Origin of the sequence: Mycobacterium sp. OAE908 (assembly GCF_017872775.1) — a bacterium.
In the GTDB taxonomy this organism is placed as follows: domain Bacteria; phylum Actinomycetota; class Actinomycetes; order Mycobacteriales; family Mycobacteriaceae; genus Mycobacterium.
Window position 1 is genome coordinate 4,807,034 of sequence record NZ_JAGGJL010000001.1, and the last position, 18,086, is coordinate 4,825,119.

The following is an 18,086-nucleotide window of genomic DNA, read 5'->3' on the forward strand; positions in this document are numbered from 1 at the left end:
GCTAGCCGGCCGTCGGCGGTTCCGGTTGCGGGTTGAAGCCGCGGAGGATGCCGGGGTTCAGCACCGGCACACCCGGCGGATCGGGCTGCGGGTTGAAGCCGCGAATGACACCCGGATTGGTGATGGGTGACGTGGCCACCTTGCCGGGCGGGTCCGGCTGCGGGTTGAAGGCCTGGGCGGTACCCATGCTCAGTCCAAGTCCGGCGAGCGCGATGCTGCCTGACAGCAGCGCCCCGACGACGATCTTCTTCATGGTTTCTCCTTGTTCGAGTCTCCCGGTGGTTCCGGTTGGGCTCCAGCATCAGAGGCGAGCCTTGGCGGATTCTTGGCGTCGGAACAAGCGTGCCGAGCGCACGGTTGATGTACGTAAACATCGACACGGCCCGTAAACAAGCGTGCGTTCGGTAGGCGCAGCGTCATGGAATCGTGGTGGCAGGGCGAACTTCCGGCGACATCCATGTCGACATCACCTCTGCAGAGTCGATCGAGGCGATGTATCAGGAACTGCCCGGAGTGGACGCAGTTGTCGGCATCGCGGCATCGGGTGCGCTCGACGAATTCGCTACTCTCACCGAAGAACAACTTCTCGACAACATGCGCGGGAAGTTCTTCGGCCAAGTCAATCTCGTGCTGATCGGTCAGCGCTACGTGAACGCCGGCGGGTCGTTCACGTTGACGTCGGGTGTGTTCGCCGACCAGCCCGCCACGGGCGTGACCGGCGGCGGTGTCGTGAGTGGGGCGCTGCACAGCTTCGTGCTGTCCGCGGCACTGGAGTTGCAGGGCCGCTACCGTGTCAATGTCGTCAGCCCGACGATGGTCAGCGACTCGGTCGACGAATACGCTCCGCTGTTTCCCGGGTTGTCCGCTATTCCGATGGACACCCTCGTCGGGCACTACGTCGACTGCATCGAAACCGAGATGACCGGTCAGATCATCCGCGCCTACGGCTGAACATCGCCTGACACTGCGTCTTCTGTGGCATTCTGCGGGGATGGTGGCTTCGCCGCCTTCGGGGGTTGTGACGTTTTTGTTCACCGATATCGAGGGTTCGACCCGTCGGTGGGAGGCAGACGCGGCGTCGATGCGGGCGGCGCTGGTGGCCCATGACAAGGTGCTGCGCACGGCAATCGAGGCGCACGAGGGTTTCTTGTTCAGCCACACCGGCGATGGTGTGGTCGCTGCGTTCGCGTCGCCGAGGGCTGCTGTTGACGCGGCGATCGATGCGCAGCGCGCGCTGGAGTTGCCGGTGCGGATGGGCATTGCAACCGGTGAAGCCGAATTGCGTGACGGTGACTACTTCGGCACGGTGCTCAATCGCGCTGCGCGGGTGATGGCGGCCGGGCACGGGGGTCAGATTCTGATCGCAGACTCGACGGCGGGTCTGCTCAGCGGTGTCGAGCTCATGAACCTCGGTCCGCGGCGGCTACGCGACGTCCCGAGCCGAATCACGTTGTACCAGGTGCAGGGCCCCGGACTGCGGTCGGAGTTTCCGCCGGTGCGGACAACCGATCCGAATCCGGGAAATCTGCGGCCGGCGGTAGGCAGGCTGGTCGGCCGCGGCGATGAGGTCGATGACATCGCGGCAGAGGTGCGATTGCACCGTTTGGTCACGTTGACCGGAGTGGGCGGAGTGGGTAAGACCAGGTTGGCTCTCGAAGTCGCCGCTGTGCTGTCCGACGAATTTCCCGACGGTGTTTGGGTTTTCGAACTGGCATCGGTTTTGGATCCGGCGGCGGTCCCCGCCGCAGTAGCTTCGGTGCTGGGCATCACCCAGCAGCCCGGCAAGACAGTCAGCCAATCGCTGGCCGCCGCTTTGGACGGAAGGGTGCGTCTGCTGGTAATCGATAACTGCGAACACGTCGTCGATGCCGCAGCACAACTTGTCGAGGCCATCCTTGCTCAGTCGGCAACGGTGCGAATTCTGGCCACCAGCCGTGAGGGCCTGGGTGTCGTGGATGAGCGACTGCGACGGGTGCCTTCGCTCGAGGTGAACGCCGCCACCGAGCTGTTCGTCGAACGCGCCCACAGCTTCTCCGCTGACGAATCGACGGCGGTGGAAGAAGTTTGTCGACGCCTCGACGGCATTCCGTTGGCGATCGAACTGGCCGCCTCACGGATGGAGTCGATGACGGCAACCGAGGTTCGCGATCGACTCGATCACCGATTCAAACTGCTCGTCGGAGCCCGGCGCGGATTGGAGCGCCACCAAACACTACGTCAGGCCATGGCATGGTCATACGACTTGTTGGATGATGCCGAACGTGCTCTGCTGCAACGGTGTTCGGTGTTCGCCGGTGGATTCGGTCTTCAAAGTGCTTGCGCAGTGGCCGGCTATGAGGATTCCGACGAGTATGCCGTGCTGGATCTGCTCGACGCACTCGTGCGCAAATCGCTGTTGGTCGCCGACCGGTCTGCCGGACGGACCCGGTATTCGATGCTGGAGACGATCCGCCAGTTCGCCGAGGAGCAACTCTTGGCTGGTGGGGGGATCGACGATGCGCGTACTGCGCATGCCCACCACTACGCCGGTAAGGAAGCCGAGATCCTGACCCTGTGGGATGGCCCAGGGCAGCGGGAAGCATATGACTGGTTCACAGTCGAACTCGCCAATCTGCGCACCGCGTTTCGCTGGGCCGCCGACCGCGAGGATCTCGATGATGCGGCCACCATCGCGTGTTACGCAGCGTTCCTCGGCTACTGCGTTGAGAACTACGAGGCTGTGCCGTGGGCCGGGGAGTTGATCGAGCGCGCGAGCGCTGCTGATCACTCACGGCTCGCCTTCCTGTGCGCAATGGCAGCGCTCGGCTGGTTCGTGGGTCCCGCCGAGGCGGCAGTGCGGTGTTGCGACGTCGGACAGGCGGCGCTGTGCAACGGTCCTGCCGCGATACCGTTTGGCCTCGATGGCATGATGGCCACCTCCTATCTGGCCGTCGGTCAGCCTGATCGGGCGGTCGAGTGGCTCCGTGCGCGACTTGGAGGCGGGCTGGATACGCACGCGCAAGCCAACATCAGAGCGACGCTGTCCATGAGCTTGACGATCGCGGGTCGCGAAGAGGAAGCAATCGCTGCCGCGGCCGGTCTGGTCGACCTCGCCGAGACCACCCGCAACCCCTACACACTCTCGCTCGCGCTTATGGCTGACGGCTTCGCCTGGCGCAGTGCGGACCCCGACCGCGCATTGAAGGCGATGAACCGCGGCCTCGGTATAGCCCACGACAGTGGGAATCGCTTCAACGAATCCCACCTGACAGCCAATCTGGCCCAACTCGACGTCGAGCGCGGTGATCCCCTCTCCGCTCTCGAACACATCGGCTTGGCGATTCGCGATATGCACGATTCGGGGAACATCACCACTGTCCGGTCGCCGTTGGCGAACTTCGCGATCTTGCTCAATCGGCTAGAACACTACGAAGCAGCGGCGACCATCGCCGGCTTCGCCCGCAGTCCTCTTACTGCCGCCTCGTTTCCCAAAATCGATACCGCGATCGCACACCTCCGCCGTGTACTTGGCGAGGACGCGTACGAGTCGCTCGCCGATGAAGGTGCGGCGATGACCATCGCTGATTTGGTCACCTTTGCATACGACCAAATCGACCGGGCCCGAGCGCAACTCGAGCGGTCGCCATGAGGCCGCCGTCGGGGGTTGTGACGTTTCTGTTCACTGATATTGAGGGTTCGACCCGTCGGTGGGAGACGGACGCGGATGCGATGCGGGTGGCGTTGCTCGCGCATGACAAGGTGCTGCGCACGGCAATCGAGGCATATGAGGGTTTCTTGTTCAGCCACACCGGCGATGGTGTGGTCGCTGCGTTCGCGTCGCCGAGGGCTGCTGTTGACGCGGCGATCGATGCGCAGCGCGCGCTGGAGTTGCCGGTGCGGATGGGCATTGCAACCGGTGAAGCAGAATTGCGTGACGGTGACTACTTCGGCACGGTGCTCAATCGCGCTGCGCGGGTGATGGCGGCCGGGCACGGGGGTCAGATTCTGATCGCAGACTCGACGGCGGGACTGCTGAGCGGACTCGACCTCGTCGATCTCGGTCAGCGGCGGTTACGCGACGTTCCTAGCCCCGTCAACATCTTTCAGTTGCGCGCGCCGGGACTACGTGAAGACTTCCCGCCGTTGCGGACCGCCGATACCACCCCTGGCAATCTGCGACGACCGGCGACAAGTTTCATCGGGCGTGACTCCGCGATTGCCGAAGTGGAAACCGAGTTGCGGGCACATCGACTGGTCACGTTGACGGGATCCGGCGGAGTCGGCAAGACCCGTCTGGCACTGGAAGTGGGCGCCCGGTTAGCAGCCGAGTTTCCGGACGGAACATGGGTTTTCGAGTTGGCCGCAATAGCCGATCCCGACGCGGTGCCGGATGCCGCTGCGGCGGTGCTGGGAATCACCCAGCAGCCCGGCAAGACTGTCTCGGATTCGGTGGCTGCGGCACTCGAGGGCAGAACGCGACTGCTGATTTTCGACAACTGCGAACATGTCCGCGATACGGTCGGCGATCTGGTCGAGACAATCCTTGCCCGTTCCTCATCGGTTCGGATACTCGCCACCAGTCGCGAAGGACTGGGTGTCGAAGACGAGCGCGTGTGGCTGGTTCCCTCCCTCGAGGTTCGGGCCGGCTTGAACTCCGCTGCAGCAAGACTTTTCGTTGACCGTGCGGTAAGCGTTGCCTCGCACTTCGCGGTGGCCGACCCCGAGGACGCCAACGCCGTGACTGAGATATGTCGCCGCCTCGATGGAATACCGTTGGCGATCGAGCTTGCGGCCTCCCGAATGGCGTCGATGACCGCCAGCGACGTCAGGGACCGCCTCGACCATCGGTTCCGGTTGCTGGTGGGGACCCGTCGAGGGTTGGAACGTCACCAGACGCTGCGCCACGCGGTGGCGTGGTCCTACGATTTGCTCAGTGACGAAGAAAAGACATTGTTGACTCGGTGTTCGGTGTTCACCGGTGGCTTTGATGTCGAAAGTGCCTGTGCGGTGGGCGGACTCAATGACGACTTCGCCACGCTCGATCTGCTCGACGCGCTGGTGCGCAAGTCGTTGGTGGTCGCAGGCCGGTCCGCCGGTAAGGCGCGATATTCGATGTTGGAAACGGTGCGCCAATTCGCCGAGGAGCAGCTCGCGGAAGGTGCCGACGCGGATGCGGCCCGGGCAACGCATGCGTCCTACTTCGCTGCGCGCGAAGACGACATTTTGGCGCTGTGGAACAGCCCGCGGCAGCGTGACGCCTACGCCTGGTTCAACACGGAGTTGGCCAATCTGCGCACTGCGTTTCGATGGGCTGCCGAGCACGATGATCTCGACACCGCGGCGCCGGTCGCGACGTATGCGGCCTTGTTCGGCGTGCTGACGGAGAACTTCGAACCCGTGACATGGGTCGAAGAACTCATCCCGGCCGCCCGTGCCGCCGACCATCCCAGGCTCACATCGCTGTATCTGCTGGCCACGCATTGTTGGATGGTGGGACGCATCGATCAGGCCGTGCAGTACGGCGACGAAGGACAAGCGCTCGTCGACAGCGGCCGATACGGGGTGCCGCGCGGGTTGGAGAGCTGGTCGGCCGGCGTGTCCAACAACATCGGGCTGCCCGAGGACTCGATCGAGGCATACCGTCGCATGCTCGCACGCCGAGACGATGACCCGTACGGGTTGACGCGCTCGGGGCTCGCATTGGGCCTGATGAGAGCTGGGTCTCCCGCCGAGGCGATGGCCGTCGCCAAGGATCTTGTCGACTCTGCCGGAGAGATAATCAACCCATGGGGACAGTCCTACGCCCTGTTGGTGTACGGCATGGCGTGGTGTGATGCCGATCCTGCCGGTGCTCGTGACGCTCTGCGGCGGGGCCTTGCGATTGCTCAGGACAGCGGTATTCGCTACAACGAATCGCATCTGGCGAGCGTCCTTGGTCGGCTGGAGGCGCGACACGGTGACGCGAGGTCGGCGCTCGAATACCTCCAACTGTCGATCGGCAACTACCACGACTGCGGAAACACCTCTACTCTTCGGATCCCGCTCGCCAGCCTCGCGGCGTGCCTCGAGCGCCTCGAGTATTGGGAAGGAGCGGCGGTCATCGCGGGCTTTGCGTCCGGTCACCTTGCCAGGGCGTGGCTCCCTGAACTCGGCAGCGCGATAGCGCATCTGCGGGACGTTCTCGGCGACCAGAGATACGTCGAACTCAGCGAAAAGGGGGCAGCGATGACCGCCGCCACGTTGGTGGCCTACGCCTATGACCAAATCGACCAGGCGCGAGTAGAACTCGAACAATCGCAATGAAGCCGCCGTCGGGGGTTGTGACGTTTCTGTTCACCGATATCGAGGGCTCGACCCGTCGGTGGGAAGCAGACGCGGATGCGATGCGGGTCGCACTACTTGCCCATGACAAGGTGCTGCGCACCGCGATCGAGGCGCACGACGGCTACCTGTTCAGTCATACCGGCGATGGCGTGGTCGCGGCTTTCGCATCACCGAAGGCGGCCGTGGACGCGGCAATCGATGCGCAGCGCGAGTTGCAGTTGCCGGTGCGGATGGGCATCGCGACGGGTGAGGCCGAACTGCGCGACAACGATTACTTCGGCACGGTGCTCAACCGCGCTGCGCGGGTGATGGCCGCGGGCCACGGCGGCCAGATACTGGTCGCAGACTCAACGGCAAGCCTGCTCAGCGACGCTGAGCTGGTCAGCCTCGGACCTCGTCGGCTGCGAGATCTACCGAATCCGATCACAGTGTTTCAATTGCACGCATCTGGCTTGCCGACGGATTTTCCGCCATTACGGACGATCGATTCCAGTCTTGGCAATCTGCGGCCGGCAGCCAGCCGGCTCATCGGTCGCGACGACGAAGTCGACCTCGTCGCAGCGGCGATGCGGTCGCACCGGCTTGTCACGTTGGCGGGTGTGGGTGGTGTCGGTAAGACTCGATTGGCGCTTGAGATTGCCACCGTGCTGGCCGACGAATTTCCGGACGGCGTCTGGGTTTTCGAACTGGCTTCGGTCACTGATCCTGCGGCCGTACCCGACGCCGTGGCCGCGGTGCTGGGCATCACACAGCAGCCCGGCATGACGATGAGTGAGTCGATTGCTGCCACTTTGGAGGGCAGGGTCCGCCTCCTGGTCTTCGACAACTGCGAGCACGTCGTCGACTCCGCAGCGGATCTGATCGATCTGGTCCTCGCGCGCTCGGCCACGGTGAAGATCCTGTCCACAAGCCGTGAGGGGTTGGGACTCGCCGACGAACGGTTGTGGCGAGTTCCATCACTGGAAGTCGTTGCGGCCATTGAGTTGTTCACGGAACGGGCTGCGCGGGCATTGTCGGCTGACGAATCAGGGGCGGTCGAGGAGGTGTGTCGCCGACTCGACGGTATTCCGTTGGCTATCGAGCTTGCCGCCTCGCGGATGGAATCGATGACCGCGACAGAGATGCGCGACCGCCTCGATCACCGATTCAAGCTACTCGTCCGGTCGCGACGCGGACTCGCACGCCACCAGACGCTGCGCCAGGCGGTGTCCTGGTCGTATGACCTGCTCGATGACTCGGAAAGATCGCTGCTGGAACGTTGTTCGGTATTCGCGGGCAGTTTTGATGTTCAAAGCGCCTGTGCTGTAGCGGGATTCGACAACATCGACGAGTTTGTAGTCCTTGACTTGCTCGACGCGCTGGTGCGAAAATCGTTGGTCGTCGCGCATCGGTCGACAGGGCGAACCCGCTTTTCCATGTTGGAGACCATCCGCCAGTTCGCCGAGGAGAAGCTGGTCGCGCGCGGGGCGGCAGCAGAGGCAAGCTCGGCGCACGCCGAGCATTTCGCCGGCCGCGAAACCGAAATCATGGCGTTATGGGACAGCGCGCGCCAGCGCGAGGCTTATGACTGGTTCGGCACCGAACTCGCCAACCTGCGCATAGCGTTTCGTTGGGCGGCCGATCACGGCGACCTCGAGGTCGCCGCTTCCATCGTGACCTTCGTCGGCCTTCTCGGCTTCGGCGTTGAGAACTACGAGCCGGTTTCCTGGGCAGAAGAGCTGATCGAGCCCGCCCGCGCGACTGGACACCCGCGCCTCGCGAGTTTGTATGTGATTGCGTCGCTGTGTTGGATGGCTGGCCGGGTTGATGACGCGCTCGGCTATGCCGACACCGCTCAAACCGTCATGGGCAGCGCACTGCGTACGCCGCCGTACGCGATGGAAGGCTGGGTCGGAGCGGCGTATGCAGTCGTCGGGCAGCCAGAGCGATGGGCGGAACTATGCCGCGCTCAGCTCGAACGCCGAGGTGACAACCACGTCTACATACGTGCTTGCCGGGTCTTCGCGCTCAGTTTTGCCGGCGCGATAGATGAGGCCGTTGACGACGCCGAAGGACTGATCGAAGCAGGGATAGCGACAGGCAATCCGTACATGCGTACGTTCGCGGTCGCCGCCTCCGCCTTCTTTCTCACCACTGGTGATAATGCGCATGCGATGCAGGCGTGTCGCGAAGGGCTGGCACTGGCTCAATCCAGCGGCAATCACTTCAACGAATCAATCCTTGCGCTGAACCTGGCCCGCCTCGAGGCACAGGAAGCCGTCAATGTGCAGGCGATCGATCATCTGACTCTAGTCATTCGCAACTATCACGACTCCGGAAACGTCGCGAGTCTACGCAGCCCGCTGGCTGTGCTCGCAGGATTTCTAATCCGGCTCAGGCGTTTCGAACCGGCGGCGACGATCGCAGGATTCGCGTACAGCCCTCTCGCTGTAGGGGCCGTTCCGGACCTGGAGAGCGCGATCGCTCAACTGAGGGATGCGCTCGGCGATGAGGTCTACGAAACGCTTGCCAACGTGGGCCAGTCAATGACCGCCGCTGCGGTGGTCGCCCACGCCTACGACCAAATCGACCAGGCGCGAGCGCAACTCGAACTACTACGGTGAACGCATGGAGACGCTGAGGGTCGGTGCGGCCTTTCCCGATCCACCGTTCAACGGCATGCCGGATAACAGCGGACTCGATATCGACCTGATGACCGCGATCGCCGAAGCCCTCGGCGCCACAGTTGAATTCATCCCGTATGGCGGTGCTGACTTCAACGGCATCTTCGATGCCCTCGGCTCCGCCTACGACTGCGTGGCCGCAGGCACCACCGTCACCCCCGAACGCGAAACGAAGGCGCAGTTCGTCGCGCCCTACCTGATCTCCGGCCAGTCGCTGGCCGTCGACACCACCCGGTTGCCGAACGTCACGTCCGTCGACGACCTCGAAGGCCTGACCATCGGCGTACAGCAGGGCAACACCAGCCAGCCCATCGCCGAGCGCCTCGTCGCCGACGGCAAGGCCGCGGAGGTCCGCGTCTACGACTACGGCACCATCCGCACCGCGCTGACCGACCTGACCACCGGCGACTGCGACGCGTTCATGAAGCTCGCCCCGGTGCTGACGGAATTGGTCACGCCGATCGCCGGCGTCGAGGTCGTCCAGCGCGGCATCTCAGTCGAGAACATCGCGATCGCGGTACCGCTCGACGACCAGGCCTTGTTCAGCCGCGTCACCGTCGCGCAGGCCGAACTCGAGGCCGACGGCACCCTGCCGCGCATCCGTCAGAAATGGCTGGGCAAGCCCGATGCGGACCAAAGCTCGGCCGTCCACTGAACCAGCCCGCACGTGGCGTCTATCACACCACTAGGCTGGTCGCGAGCGATTAGGCGACTAAGAGGAGACACAAAGTGACCATCCGGGTCGGCGTTAACGGCTTCGGCCGCATCGGACGCAATTTCTACCGGGCTCTCGCGGCGCAGAAGGCCGAGGGCAAGAGCACCGACATCGAGGTCATCGCGGTCAACGACCTCACCGATAACGCCAGCTTGGCGCACCTGCTCAAGTTCGACTCGATCCTGGGCCGCTACCCGGAGGAGATCAGCCTGGAGGGTGACGACACGATCGTCATCGGCAGCACCAAGATCAAGTCGCTGGAGGTCAAGGAAGGCCCGGCCGCCCTGCCCTGGGGTGACCTGGGTGTCGACGTGGTCGTCGAGTCCACCGGTATCTTCACCAACGCCGCCAAGGCCAAGGGTCACCTGGATGCGGGGGCCAAGAAGGTCATCATCTCCGCGCCGGCCACCGATGAGGACATCACCATCGTGCTCGGCGTCAACGACGACAAGTACGACGGCAGCCAGAACATCATCTCCAACGCCTCGTGCACCACGAACTGCCTTGGCCCGCTGGCCAAGGTCCTCAATGACGAGTTCGGCATCGTCAAGGGCCTGATGACGACGGTGCACGCCTACACCCAGGACCAAAACCTGCAGGACGGCCCGCACAAAGACCTGCGCCGTGCCAGGGCCGCCGCGCTCAATATCGTGCCGACCTCGACCGGCGCGGCCAAGGCCATCGGCCTGGTGTTGCCCGAGTTGAAGGGCAAGCTGGACGGCTACGCGCTGCGGGTGCCGATCCCGACGGGTTCGTGCACCGATCTGACCGCCGAGCTGTCCAAGTCGGCCACCGCCGAGGAGATCAACGCGGCATTCAAGGCCGCCGCCGACGGACCGCTGAAGGGCATCCTGAAGTACTACGACGCGCCGATCGTGTCCAGCGATATCGTCACCGACCCGCACAGCTCGATCTTTGATGCCGGGCTGACCAAGGTGATCGACAACCAGGCCAAGACGGTGTCCTGGTACGACAACGAGTGGGGTTACTCGAACCGCCTCGTTGACCTGGTCGCGCTGGTCGGCAAGTCCCTGTAGCCCAGTGGCTATCAAGACACTCGAAGACTTACTCGCAGAAGGCGTTTCGGGCCGGGGCGTACTCGTGCGCTCCGACCTGAACGTCCCGCTCGACGACGGGAACATCACCGACCCCGGCCGCATCATCGCGTCGGTGCCCACACTGCAGGCGCTGTCCGATGCGGGCGCCAAGGTCATCGTCACCGCGCACCTGGGTCGGCCGAAGGGCGGCCCCGACCCGCAGTTCTCGCTCGCACCGGTGGCAAAGGCGTTGGGGGAGAAGCTCGGTCGTCACGTTCAGCTGGCCACAGACGTGGTCGGCACTGATGCTCTTGCGCGTGCCGAAGGTCTGACCGACGGTGACGTCCTGCTGCTGGAGAACATTCGCTTCGACGCTCGCGAAACGAGTAAGGACGATGGCGAGCGGCTGGCACTGGCCAAGGCGCTGGTCGAATTGGTCGGCGATGACGGCGCTTTCGTGTCCGACGGCTTCGGGGTGGTGCATCGTAAGCAGGCCTCGGTCTATGACGTGGCGACGCTGTTGCCGCACTATGCGGGCACGTTGGTGGCCGCTGAGGTGAAGGTCCTGCAGCAGCTGACCAGCTCGACCGAGCGGCCGTACGCGGTGGTGCTCGGCGGTTCGAAGGTGTCGGACAAGTTGGCTGTCATCGAGAATCTGGCGACCAAGGCCGACAGCATCGTCATCGGTGGCGGCATGTGCTTCACCTTCCTTGCCTCACAAGGTGTTTCGGTGGGCAAGTCGCTGCTCGAAGAGGGGATGATCGAGACTTGCCGCAAGCTGCTCGAGGACTACGGTGACGTGATCCACGTGCCTGTCGACATCGTCGCGGCCGACGAGTTCAAAGCCGATTCGCCATCGGAAATCGTTGCGGCTGACCGCATTCCGCAGGACAAAATGGGTCTGGACATCGGGCCGGGCTCGGTCGAACGGTTCACCGCGCTGCTGTCCAACGCCAAGACGGTGTTCTGGAACGGCCCGATGGGCGTCTTCGAATTCCCCGCATTCGCGGCGGGCACCAAGGGCGTCGCAGAGGCGATCATCGCGGCAACCGGCAAGGGCGCGTTCAGCGTGGTCGGCGGCGGTGACTCGGCCGCCGCGGTGCGTCAACTCGGCCTGCCAGAAGACGGCTTCTCCCACATTTCCACCGGAGGCGGGGCCTCGCTGGAATACCTTGAGGGCAAAACACTGCCCGGCCTGGAGGTACTGGAATCATGAGCCGTAAGCCGCTGATCGCCGGCAACTGGAAGATGAACCTCAACCATTTCGAGGCGATCGCGCTCGTCCAGAAGATCGCGTTCTCGCTGCCGGACAAGTACTTCGACAAGGTCGACGTCGCGGTGATCCCGCCGTTCACTGACCTGCGCAGCGTGCAGACCCTGGTCGACGGGGACAAGCTGCGGCTGACCTACGGTGCACAGGACGTGTCGCAGCACGACTCGGGTGCCTACACCGGCGAAATCAGTGGAGCCTTTCTGGCCAAGCTGGGCTGCACGTTCGTCGTCGTCGGGCACTCGGAGCGGCGCACGTACCACCACGAGGACGACGCCCTCGTCGCCGCGAAGTCGGCCGCGGCCTTCAAGCACGGCCTGACGCCGATCATCTGCATCGGTGAGCAGCTCGAGGTCCGCGAGGCCGGCAACCACGTCGAACACAACGTGGAGATGCTGCGCGGTTCGCTGGCCGGCCTGACTTCCGAGCAGATCGGCAACTCCGTGATTGCCTACGAGCCGGTCTGGGCCATCGGCACCGGCCGGGTGGCCAGCGCGGCCGACGCGCAGGAGGTCTGCAAGGCCATCCGCGACGAGCTCGGCAAGCTGGCGACGCCGGAACTGGCATCCGGGGTCCGCGTGCTCTACGGCGGTTCGGTCAACGCCAAGAACGTCGGCGAGATCGTCGCACAGGAGGATGTGGACGGCGCACTGGTCGGTGGCGCGTCGCTGGACGGCGAGCAATTCGCGACACTGTCGGCCATCGCGGCCGGCGGCCCCCTGCCCTGATAGCAGCTCAGGAGCCTGTAGTCTGGCTGCCATGGAATTGGCCCTGCAGATAACCCTGGTCGTGACCAGTGTGCTGGTTGTGCTCCTGGTCCTGCTGCACCGCGCAAAGGGCGGTGGCCTGTCCACGCTGTTCGGTGGTGGCGTCCAGTCCAGCCTGTCGGGGTCGACGGTTGTCGAGAAGAACCTCGACCGGCTGACGCTCTTCGTGACCGGCATCTGGCTGGTTTCGATCATCGGCGTCGCGCTGTTGATCAAGTACACCTAGGGCGGCCATGAACACGCCGGAACACAGCCGGCAGCCGTACTACACGCCCGTCGAGGGCATCGCGATCACCTTCTTGTACAACAGGGCTTTCGGCAGCTTCTTTGACTTCTTCGGCCCGAAGATATTCGTCGACGGCGCCGAGATTCCCGGCCAACGCTGGGGCAAGGCCGATCTGCTCGTCCCGGCGGGCAGGCACCAGGTGCACGTCTATACGAGGTATTTCTTTCCGCCGAAAACCGGTCCCGCCGATTACACGGTCGTGGTGCCGCCGGGGGAGTTCGTCGAACTCGAATACCGGGCGCCGGTGTTCACTTTCGCCCGCGGATCGCTGGGCCCGCCGCCGCAGCGGTATCGGGGAGTCTGGCCGGTGGTCGCGCTGATCGGCGGCGGGCTGCTGATCCTGGCGCTGATGCTGCTCTTTGCCGCTCTCTAGCGGCTAGAGGATGCCGCCAAGGCCGGGCAGATTGCCAAGCACCGGCAGGTCGCCGAGCAGTCCGCCCGTCGGATCATCGTCGCAGACCTGGCTCTGCTGCGGCACATTGATCACCTGACCCTGGTTGCCGATCGTGACAGTGTTCTTCGGACAGGCCTGCGGTTCGGCGGCAGCGGGGCCCGGATAGCCGAGCGCCAACGCAACGAACGTCGCAAAGATGGTGGCGGCGAGCGCTTTCATGATGGATCCCAACCTCGGAGTTTGCTCTGCAATCAGCATGCGCCACCAGCAGGACGGCAGCAACCCGCGGTGCCAGGAACCATTCAGCAGTCGACCATAGGATCGCGCGCGTGTTCGTGCACAAACTTCTTCGCGCCGGTGCTGTTGCGGTTGTTCTGGTGTCTTTCGGACCCGGCATCGCCGCAGCGGACCCGTTGCCCGTCGCGGACGTCACCCAATCCGCGGACACCGACGACGGCTGGCATCTGAGCGCTGCGCTGACGAAGATGACCATCAACTCCGTGCCGAACATGGCCGCAACGGCGTTCACCAGAGAAGGTTTTGTCACCGGCAAAGCGGTCGCTTCGATCGACGGCAACGGCAACTCGGCAGTGAACTCGGGCATGTTGATTTTCGGCCTGCAACTGGGGTGTCAGGTCGACCTCAGCGAGGGCGGCAGCATCGGTGTCGATGCCGACGCCGGTATCAGCCCTGGCTTCAACGGCGGCAATCTGCTCAACATTGTTGGCCCGTATGCCGATATCGGCGGAAACGCCTCGATCAATCTGTTGCCGGGAAACATCACGAACCTCGGGCTGGGCAAGAAGGAATTGAAGGGTCGCACCGGCGAGATCGTGGTGCACGACGCACACGTCAAGGTGGACAGCTGTGGAGGACAGGTCTCCGTCCGGTTCTTCGCGACGGCGATGATCGACACGGACAAGTCGGACGACAGCGTCAACGCCTACGGGGACATTCTCACGTTATGAGTACGTTGCGGATTTGCGTTGCAGCAGTGGCACTCTCGCTGGCAGTGTGGGGTGCCCCTGTCGCCGATGCTGACTGCACCACCGCGGGTGACTTCGGAGCCGGTGCTGGCTGCGCACCTCCGGGATCGGGATCGGACAACAGCATCGAAAGCTGGCCACCGACATCCGTGGATTGGCCCCCGCCGTTGAAGTCGGATTCCGACAGCGACAGCGGCGGCAAGACAGGTGACGCCAAGCCGGCGCCCATCGTGTTGCCCACCGGCCAGAAACCATCGCCTACCGTGACGCCGAGCACACCGACACCCACACCGACACCCACTCCGATCGTGATTCCGCAGCACTAGGACCCTCGTCATGCGGGCTTCAGCGCCCGCATCGATACTTGAGCCATGGCTGAAGGACCCGACGTCACGCTCGCACCGATCGGTTCGGTGCGGCGCACCCAGGTGGGTCGCGAGGCCACCGAGCCGATGCGGGAGGACATCCGCCTGCTCGGCACGATTCTCGGCGACACGGTGCGTGAGCAGAACGGCGAGGAGGTGTTCGACCTCGTCGAGCGGGCCCGTGTCGAATCGTTCCGCGTGCGGCGCTCGGAGATCGATCGCGCCGAGTTGGCCCGGATGTTCGACGGCATCGACATCCACCAGGCCATCCCCGTCATCCGCGCGTTCTCTCATTTCGCGCTGCTGGCGAACGTCGCCGAGGACATTCACCGTGAACGCCGCCGCGCGATCCATCTCGCGGCAGGTGAGCCGCCGCAGAACAGCACTCTGGCCGCCACGTATTTGAAACTCGACTCGGCAGAACTGGATTCGGCCACAGTTGCCGAAGCGCTGAGCGGTGCATTGATCTCGCCGGTTATCACCGCGCATCCCACCGAGACCCGCCGCCGCACGGTTTTCGACACCCAGCACCGGATCACCGAACTGATGCGGTTGCGGCTGCACGGGCACACCGAAACCGACGACGGCCGCGACATCAACGTCGAACTGCGCCGGCACATCTTCACGCTGTGGCAGACCGCACTGATTCGGTTGTCGCGGTTGAAGATTCAGGATGAGATCGAGACCGGGTTGCGGTATTACCAGTCGGCGTTCCTCGAGGTCATCCCGAAGGTCAACGCGGAGGTGCGATCCGCGTTGCAGGCCCGCTGGCCGGACGCGGACCTGTTCGAGCTGCCGATTCTGCGACCGGGCTCATGGATCGGCGGTGACCGCGACGGCAATCCCAACGTCACCGCCGAAGTCGTCCGTCAAGCCACGGGCAGGGCCTCCTTCACCGCGTTCGAGCACTACTTCACCGAGATCAGTTTTCTCGAGCAGGAGCTGTCGATGTCGGCGCGGCTGGTGCAGGTCAGCGAAGAGCTCAAAGCGTTGGCGGATGTGTGCAACGAGCCCGCCCGCGCCGACGAACCGTACCGCCGCGCATTGCGCGTCATCCACGGCAGGCTCACCGCGACCGCGGCTGAGATCCTGGACAGCCAGCCTGAACACGAACTCGACCTCGGCCTGGAACGCTATGTGACGCCGGCCGAACTGCTTGCCGACCTCGATGTCATCGATGGTTCATTGCGCTCCAATGGTAGCGGTGTGCTCGCCGATGATCGGCTGGCCAGGCTGCGGGAAGCCGTGCGGGTCTTCGGTTTTCACCTCTCCGGCCTGGACCTGCGCCAGAACTCCGATGTGCACGAGGAGGTGGTGGCCGAGCTGCTGGCGTGGGCGGGAGTACACGCGGACTACCAGTCGCTGGCCGAACCGGAGCGTGTCGAACTGCTGGCTGCCGAGTTGGCGACCCGTCGACCGCTGACGAAAGACGACGCCGCGCTGTCGGAGCTGGCCCGCAAGGAGCTGGACATCGTCGCCGCGGCCGCCCGCGCCGTTCGGGTCTTCGGACCGCAGGCGATACCGAACTACATCATCTCGATGTGTCAGTCGGTTTCGGACATGCTCGAGGCGGCGATCCTGCTCAAGGAGGTTGGCCTGCTCGATGCCTCGGGCGACGAGCCCTATGCCCCCGTCGGCATCGTTCCGCTCTTTGAGACCATCGACGACCTGCAGCGCGGTTCGGCCATTCTCGAAGCAGTGCTTGACCTTCCGCTGTATCGCGCCGTCGTGAGTGCACGCGGTGACAGCCAAGAGGTGATGCTCGGGTATTCCGACTCGAACAAGGACGGGGGGTACCTGGCGGCAAACTGGGCGCTGTATCGCGCCGAACTGGACCTCGTCGAGTCGGCCCGCAAGACCGGAATTCGGTTGCGGCTCTTCCACGGACGCGGTGGCACCGTCGGTCGCGGGGGCGGGCCGAGTTACGACGCCATTCTCGCCCAGCCACCGGGTGCGGTGAACGGATCGCTTCGGATCACCGAGCAGGGCGAAGTGATCGCCGCCAAATATGCCGAACCGCGTGTCGCACATCGCAACCTCGAGACGCTGTTGGCGGCCACGTTGGAGGCCACGCTGCTCGACGTCGAAGGCCTGGGCGATGCGGCGGGGCCTGCCTATGAGGTGCTCGACGAACTGGCTGCCCGCGCTCAGCGCGCGTATGCCGAATTAGTCCATGAGACACCAGGTTTCGTCGAGTATTTCAAGGCTTCCACGCCGGTCAGCGAGATCGGTGCGCTCAACATCGGCAGCAGGCCGACGTCACGGAAACCGACGACGTCGATATCGGATCTACGAGCCATTCCGTGGGTACTTGCTTGGAGCCAGTCGCGGGTCATGCTGCCCGGCTGGTACGGCACCGGCACCGCGTTCGAAACCTGGATCGCCGACGGCGACGGAAGGCTTGAAGTACTGCAAGACCTCTATCGTCGTTGGCCGTTCTTTCGCACCGTGCTATCGAACATGGCGCAGGTGCTGTCCAAGTCGGACATGGGCCTGGCTGCGCGCTATTCCGAACTCGTCGAAGACGAGGCGCTGCGCCAGCGGGTGTTCGGCAAGATCGTCGACGAGCATGAGCGAACGATCCGCATGCACAAGCTGATCACCGGCCAGGACGACCTGCTAGCGGACAACCCGGCGTTGGCGCGGTCGGTGTTCAACCGCTTTCCGTATCTCGAGCCGCTGAACCATCTGCAAGTGGAACTGCTGCAGCGGTACCGCTCAGGAGACGACGACGAACTGGTCCAGCGCGGCATCCTGCTGACCATGAGTGGGCTGGCAACCGCGCTGCGCAACAGCGGATAGCCACGCGACGTTAGAGTCCGGCGGTTCGGCGCATCCTGTTGACGACACCGCGCACTGCGGACTCCGTGGCCGCGATCGGCGCGACTGCAGCCTCACCGATGTCGACGATGCGTTCGACGCGACCGACGATGGCTTCGAGGCGATCGACGACCGCGAACAGTCGCGGTGCGAGCTCGTTGATCTGGTTGATCGTTTCGTTGAACCGCTCCAGGGTGGCGTCGAGGTTGCCTGTCGAATGGTTCAGGTCGACCAGGGTCTCGCTCAGCCCCTCCAGGATGGTGTCGACCTGCTCCACCGTCACGTCGGCGTTCAGTGCCGCCTGCGCGAGCTTGCGGATCCGCTCGGTGCCCGTCCGAGGCGCGGGTTTGCCGCCTTTGTCAACCATGCCCGACATTATGACCACATCGATGGAACCGCCGGAGCGTAGTGGTCGTCTGAATCAGGTATGCAGTGCGGGAACAACCCACGTTCAGCCAGCCCTGACCTTGTCCGACGTAT

The 18,086-nt window shown here is 64.1% G+C and carries 16 protein-coding genes; 13 read left to right on the forward strand and 3 right to left on the reverse strand.

The features are described 5' to 3' along the window. Nucleotide 1: 1 nt before the first annotated feature. A complete protein-coding gene (locus J3E61_RS23745; protein WP_192720658.1) occupies nt 2-253 on the reverse strand; it encodes a hypothetical protein in 252 nt (83 codons plus the stop codon). 176 nt (nt 254-429) lie between these two features. Here J3E61_RS23745 and J3E61_RS23750 point away from each other — a divergent pair, with 176 nt between their 5' ends. From J3E61_RS23750 to J3E61_RS23795, 10 genes are all read left to right on the forward strand, one after another. Further along, nucleotides 430-951, forward strand: coding sequence for a short chain dehydrogenase (locus J3E61_RS23750; RefSeq protein WP_210085205.1), 522 nt, complete (start codon nt 430-432; stop codon nt 949-951). 40 nt (nt 952-991) lie between these two features. Then, nucleotides 992-3,628, forward strand: a complete 2,637-nt coding sequence (locus J3E61_RS23755; protein ID WP_210085206.1) for an adenylate/guanylate cyclase domain-containing protein — start codon at nt 992-994, stop codon at nt 3,626-3,628. Next, entirely contained in the window at nt 3,625-6,282 is a 2,658-nt protein-coding gene (locus J3E61_RS23760; protein ID WP_210085207.1) for an adenylate/guanylate cyclase domain-containing protein, read from the forward strand. The genes J3E61_RS23755 and J3E61_RS23760 overlap by 4 nt, the downstream gene beginning before the upstream one ends. After that, complete coding sequence (locus J3E61_RS23765) at nt 6,279-8,906, forward strand: adenylate/guanylate cyclase domain-containing protein (RefSeq protein WP_210085208.1); 2,628 nt, start codon at nt 6,279-6,281, stop codon at nt 8,904-8,906. The genes J3E61_RS23760 and J3E61_RS23765 overlap by 4 nt, the downstream gene beginning before the upstream one ends. A 4-nt stretch (nt 8,907-8,910) precedes the next feature. Then, nucleotides 8,911-9,621 (forward strand): amino acid ABC transporter substrate-binding protein, encoded by a 711-nt coding sequence (locus J3E61_RS23770; RefSeq protein WP_210085209.1) that lies wholly within the window; start codon nt 8,911-8,913, stop codon nt 9,619-9,621. Nucleotides 9,622-9,695: 74 nt separating this feature from the next. Then, the gene (gene gap / locus J3E61_RS23775; RefSeq protein WP_192720652.1) at nt 9,696-10,718 is read left to right on the forward strand and encodes a type I glyceraldehyde-3-phosphate dehydrogenase; all 1,023 of its coding nucleotides are present in this window, start codon (nt 9,696-9,698) and stop codon (nt 10,716-10,718) included. Nucleotides 10,719-10,722: 4 nt separating this feature from the next. Next, nucleotides 10,723-11,934 (forward strand): phosphoglycerate kinase, encoded by a 1,212-nt coding sequence (locus J3E61_RS23780; protein WP_210085210.1) that lies wholly within the window; start codon nt 10,723-10,725, stop codon nt 11,932-11,934. Continuing rightward, nucleotides 11,931-12,716 (forward strand): triose-phosphate isomerase, encoded by a 786-nt coding sequence (locus J3E61_RS23785; RefSeq protein ID WP_210085211.1) that lies wholly within the window; start codon nt 11,931-11,933, stop codon nt 12,714-12,716. Before J3E61_RS23780 ends, J3E61_RS23785 begins: the two co-directional genes overlap by 4 nt. 31 nt (nt 12,717-12,747) lie before the next feature. Continuing rightward, entirely contained in the window at nt 12,748-12,981 is a 234-nt protein-coding gene (secG, locus tag J3E61_RS23790; RefSeq protein WP_192720649.1) for a preprotein translocase subunit SecG, read from the forward strand. Nucleotides 12,982-12,988: 7 nt separating this feature from the next. Then, nucleotides 12,989-13,414 carry a hypothetical protein gene (locus J3E61_RS23795; RefSeq protein WP_192720648.1) on the forward strand — a complete coding sequence of 142 codons (426 nt, stop codon included), beginning with the start codon at nt 12,989-12,991 and terminating at the stop codon, nt 13,412-13,414. A 3-nt stretch (nt 13,415-13,417) separates the two neighbouring features. Here the strand turns inward: J3E61_RS23795 and J3E61_RS23800 are convergent, their stop codons facing one another. Then, nucleotides 13,418-13,654, reverse strand: coding sequence for a hypothetical protein (locus J3E61_RS23800; RefSeq protein ID WP_192720647.1), 237 nt, complete (start codon nt 13,652-13,654; stop codon nt 13,418-13,420). A 176-nt stretch (nt 13,655-13,830) separates the two neighbouring features. On the opposite strand from J3E61_RS23800, the gene J3E61_RS23805 reads away from it, so the two are divergent. From J3E61_RS23805 to ppc, 3 genes are read left to right on the forward strand one after another with little or no spacing between them, the layout of a single operon-like run. Continuing rightward, nucleotides 13,831-14,403, forward strand: a complete 573-nt coding sequence (locus tag J3E61_RS23805; protein WP_192722349.1) for an MspA family porin — start codon at nt 13,831-13,833, stop codon at nt 14,401-14,403. Next, nucleotides 14,400-14,747: a hypothetical protein gene (locus J3E61_RS23810; protein WP_210085212.1), complete on the forward strand. Its 348-nt coding sequence runs from the start codon at nt 14,400-14,402 to the stop codon at nt 14,745-14,747. Before J3E61_RS23805 ends, J3E61_RS23810 begins: the two co-directional genes overlap by 4 nt. Nucleotides 14,748-14,792: 45 nt before the next feature. Further along, complete coding sequence (ppc, locus tag J3E61_RS23815; RefSeq protein ID WP_210085213.1) at nt 14,793-17,588, forward strand: phosphoenolpyruvate carboxylase; 2,796 nt, start codon at nt 14,793-14,795, stop codon at nt 17,586-17,588. Nucleotides 17,589-17,598: 10 nt separating this feature from the next. Here the strand turns inward: ppc and J3E61_RS23820 are convergent, their stop codons facing one another. After that, nucleotides 17,599-17,973 (reverse strand): ATPase, encoded by a 375-nt coding sequence (locus J3E61_RS23820; RefSeq protein WP_192720644.1) that lies wholly within the window; start codon nt 17,971-17,973, stop codon nt 17,599-17,601. Nucleotides 17,974-18,086: the final 113 nt, after the last annotated feature.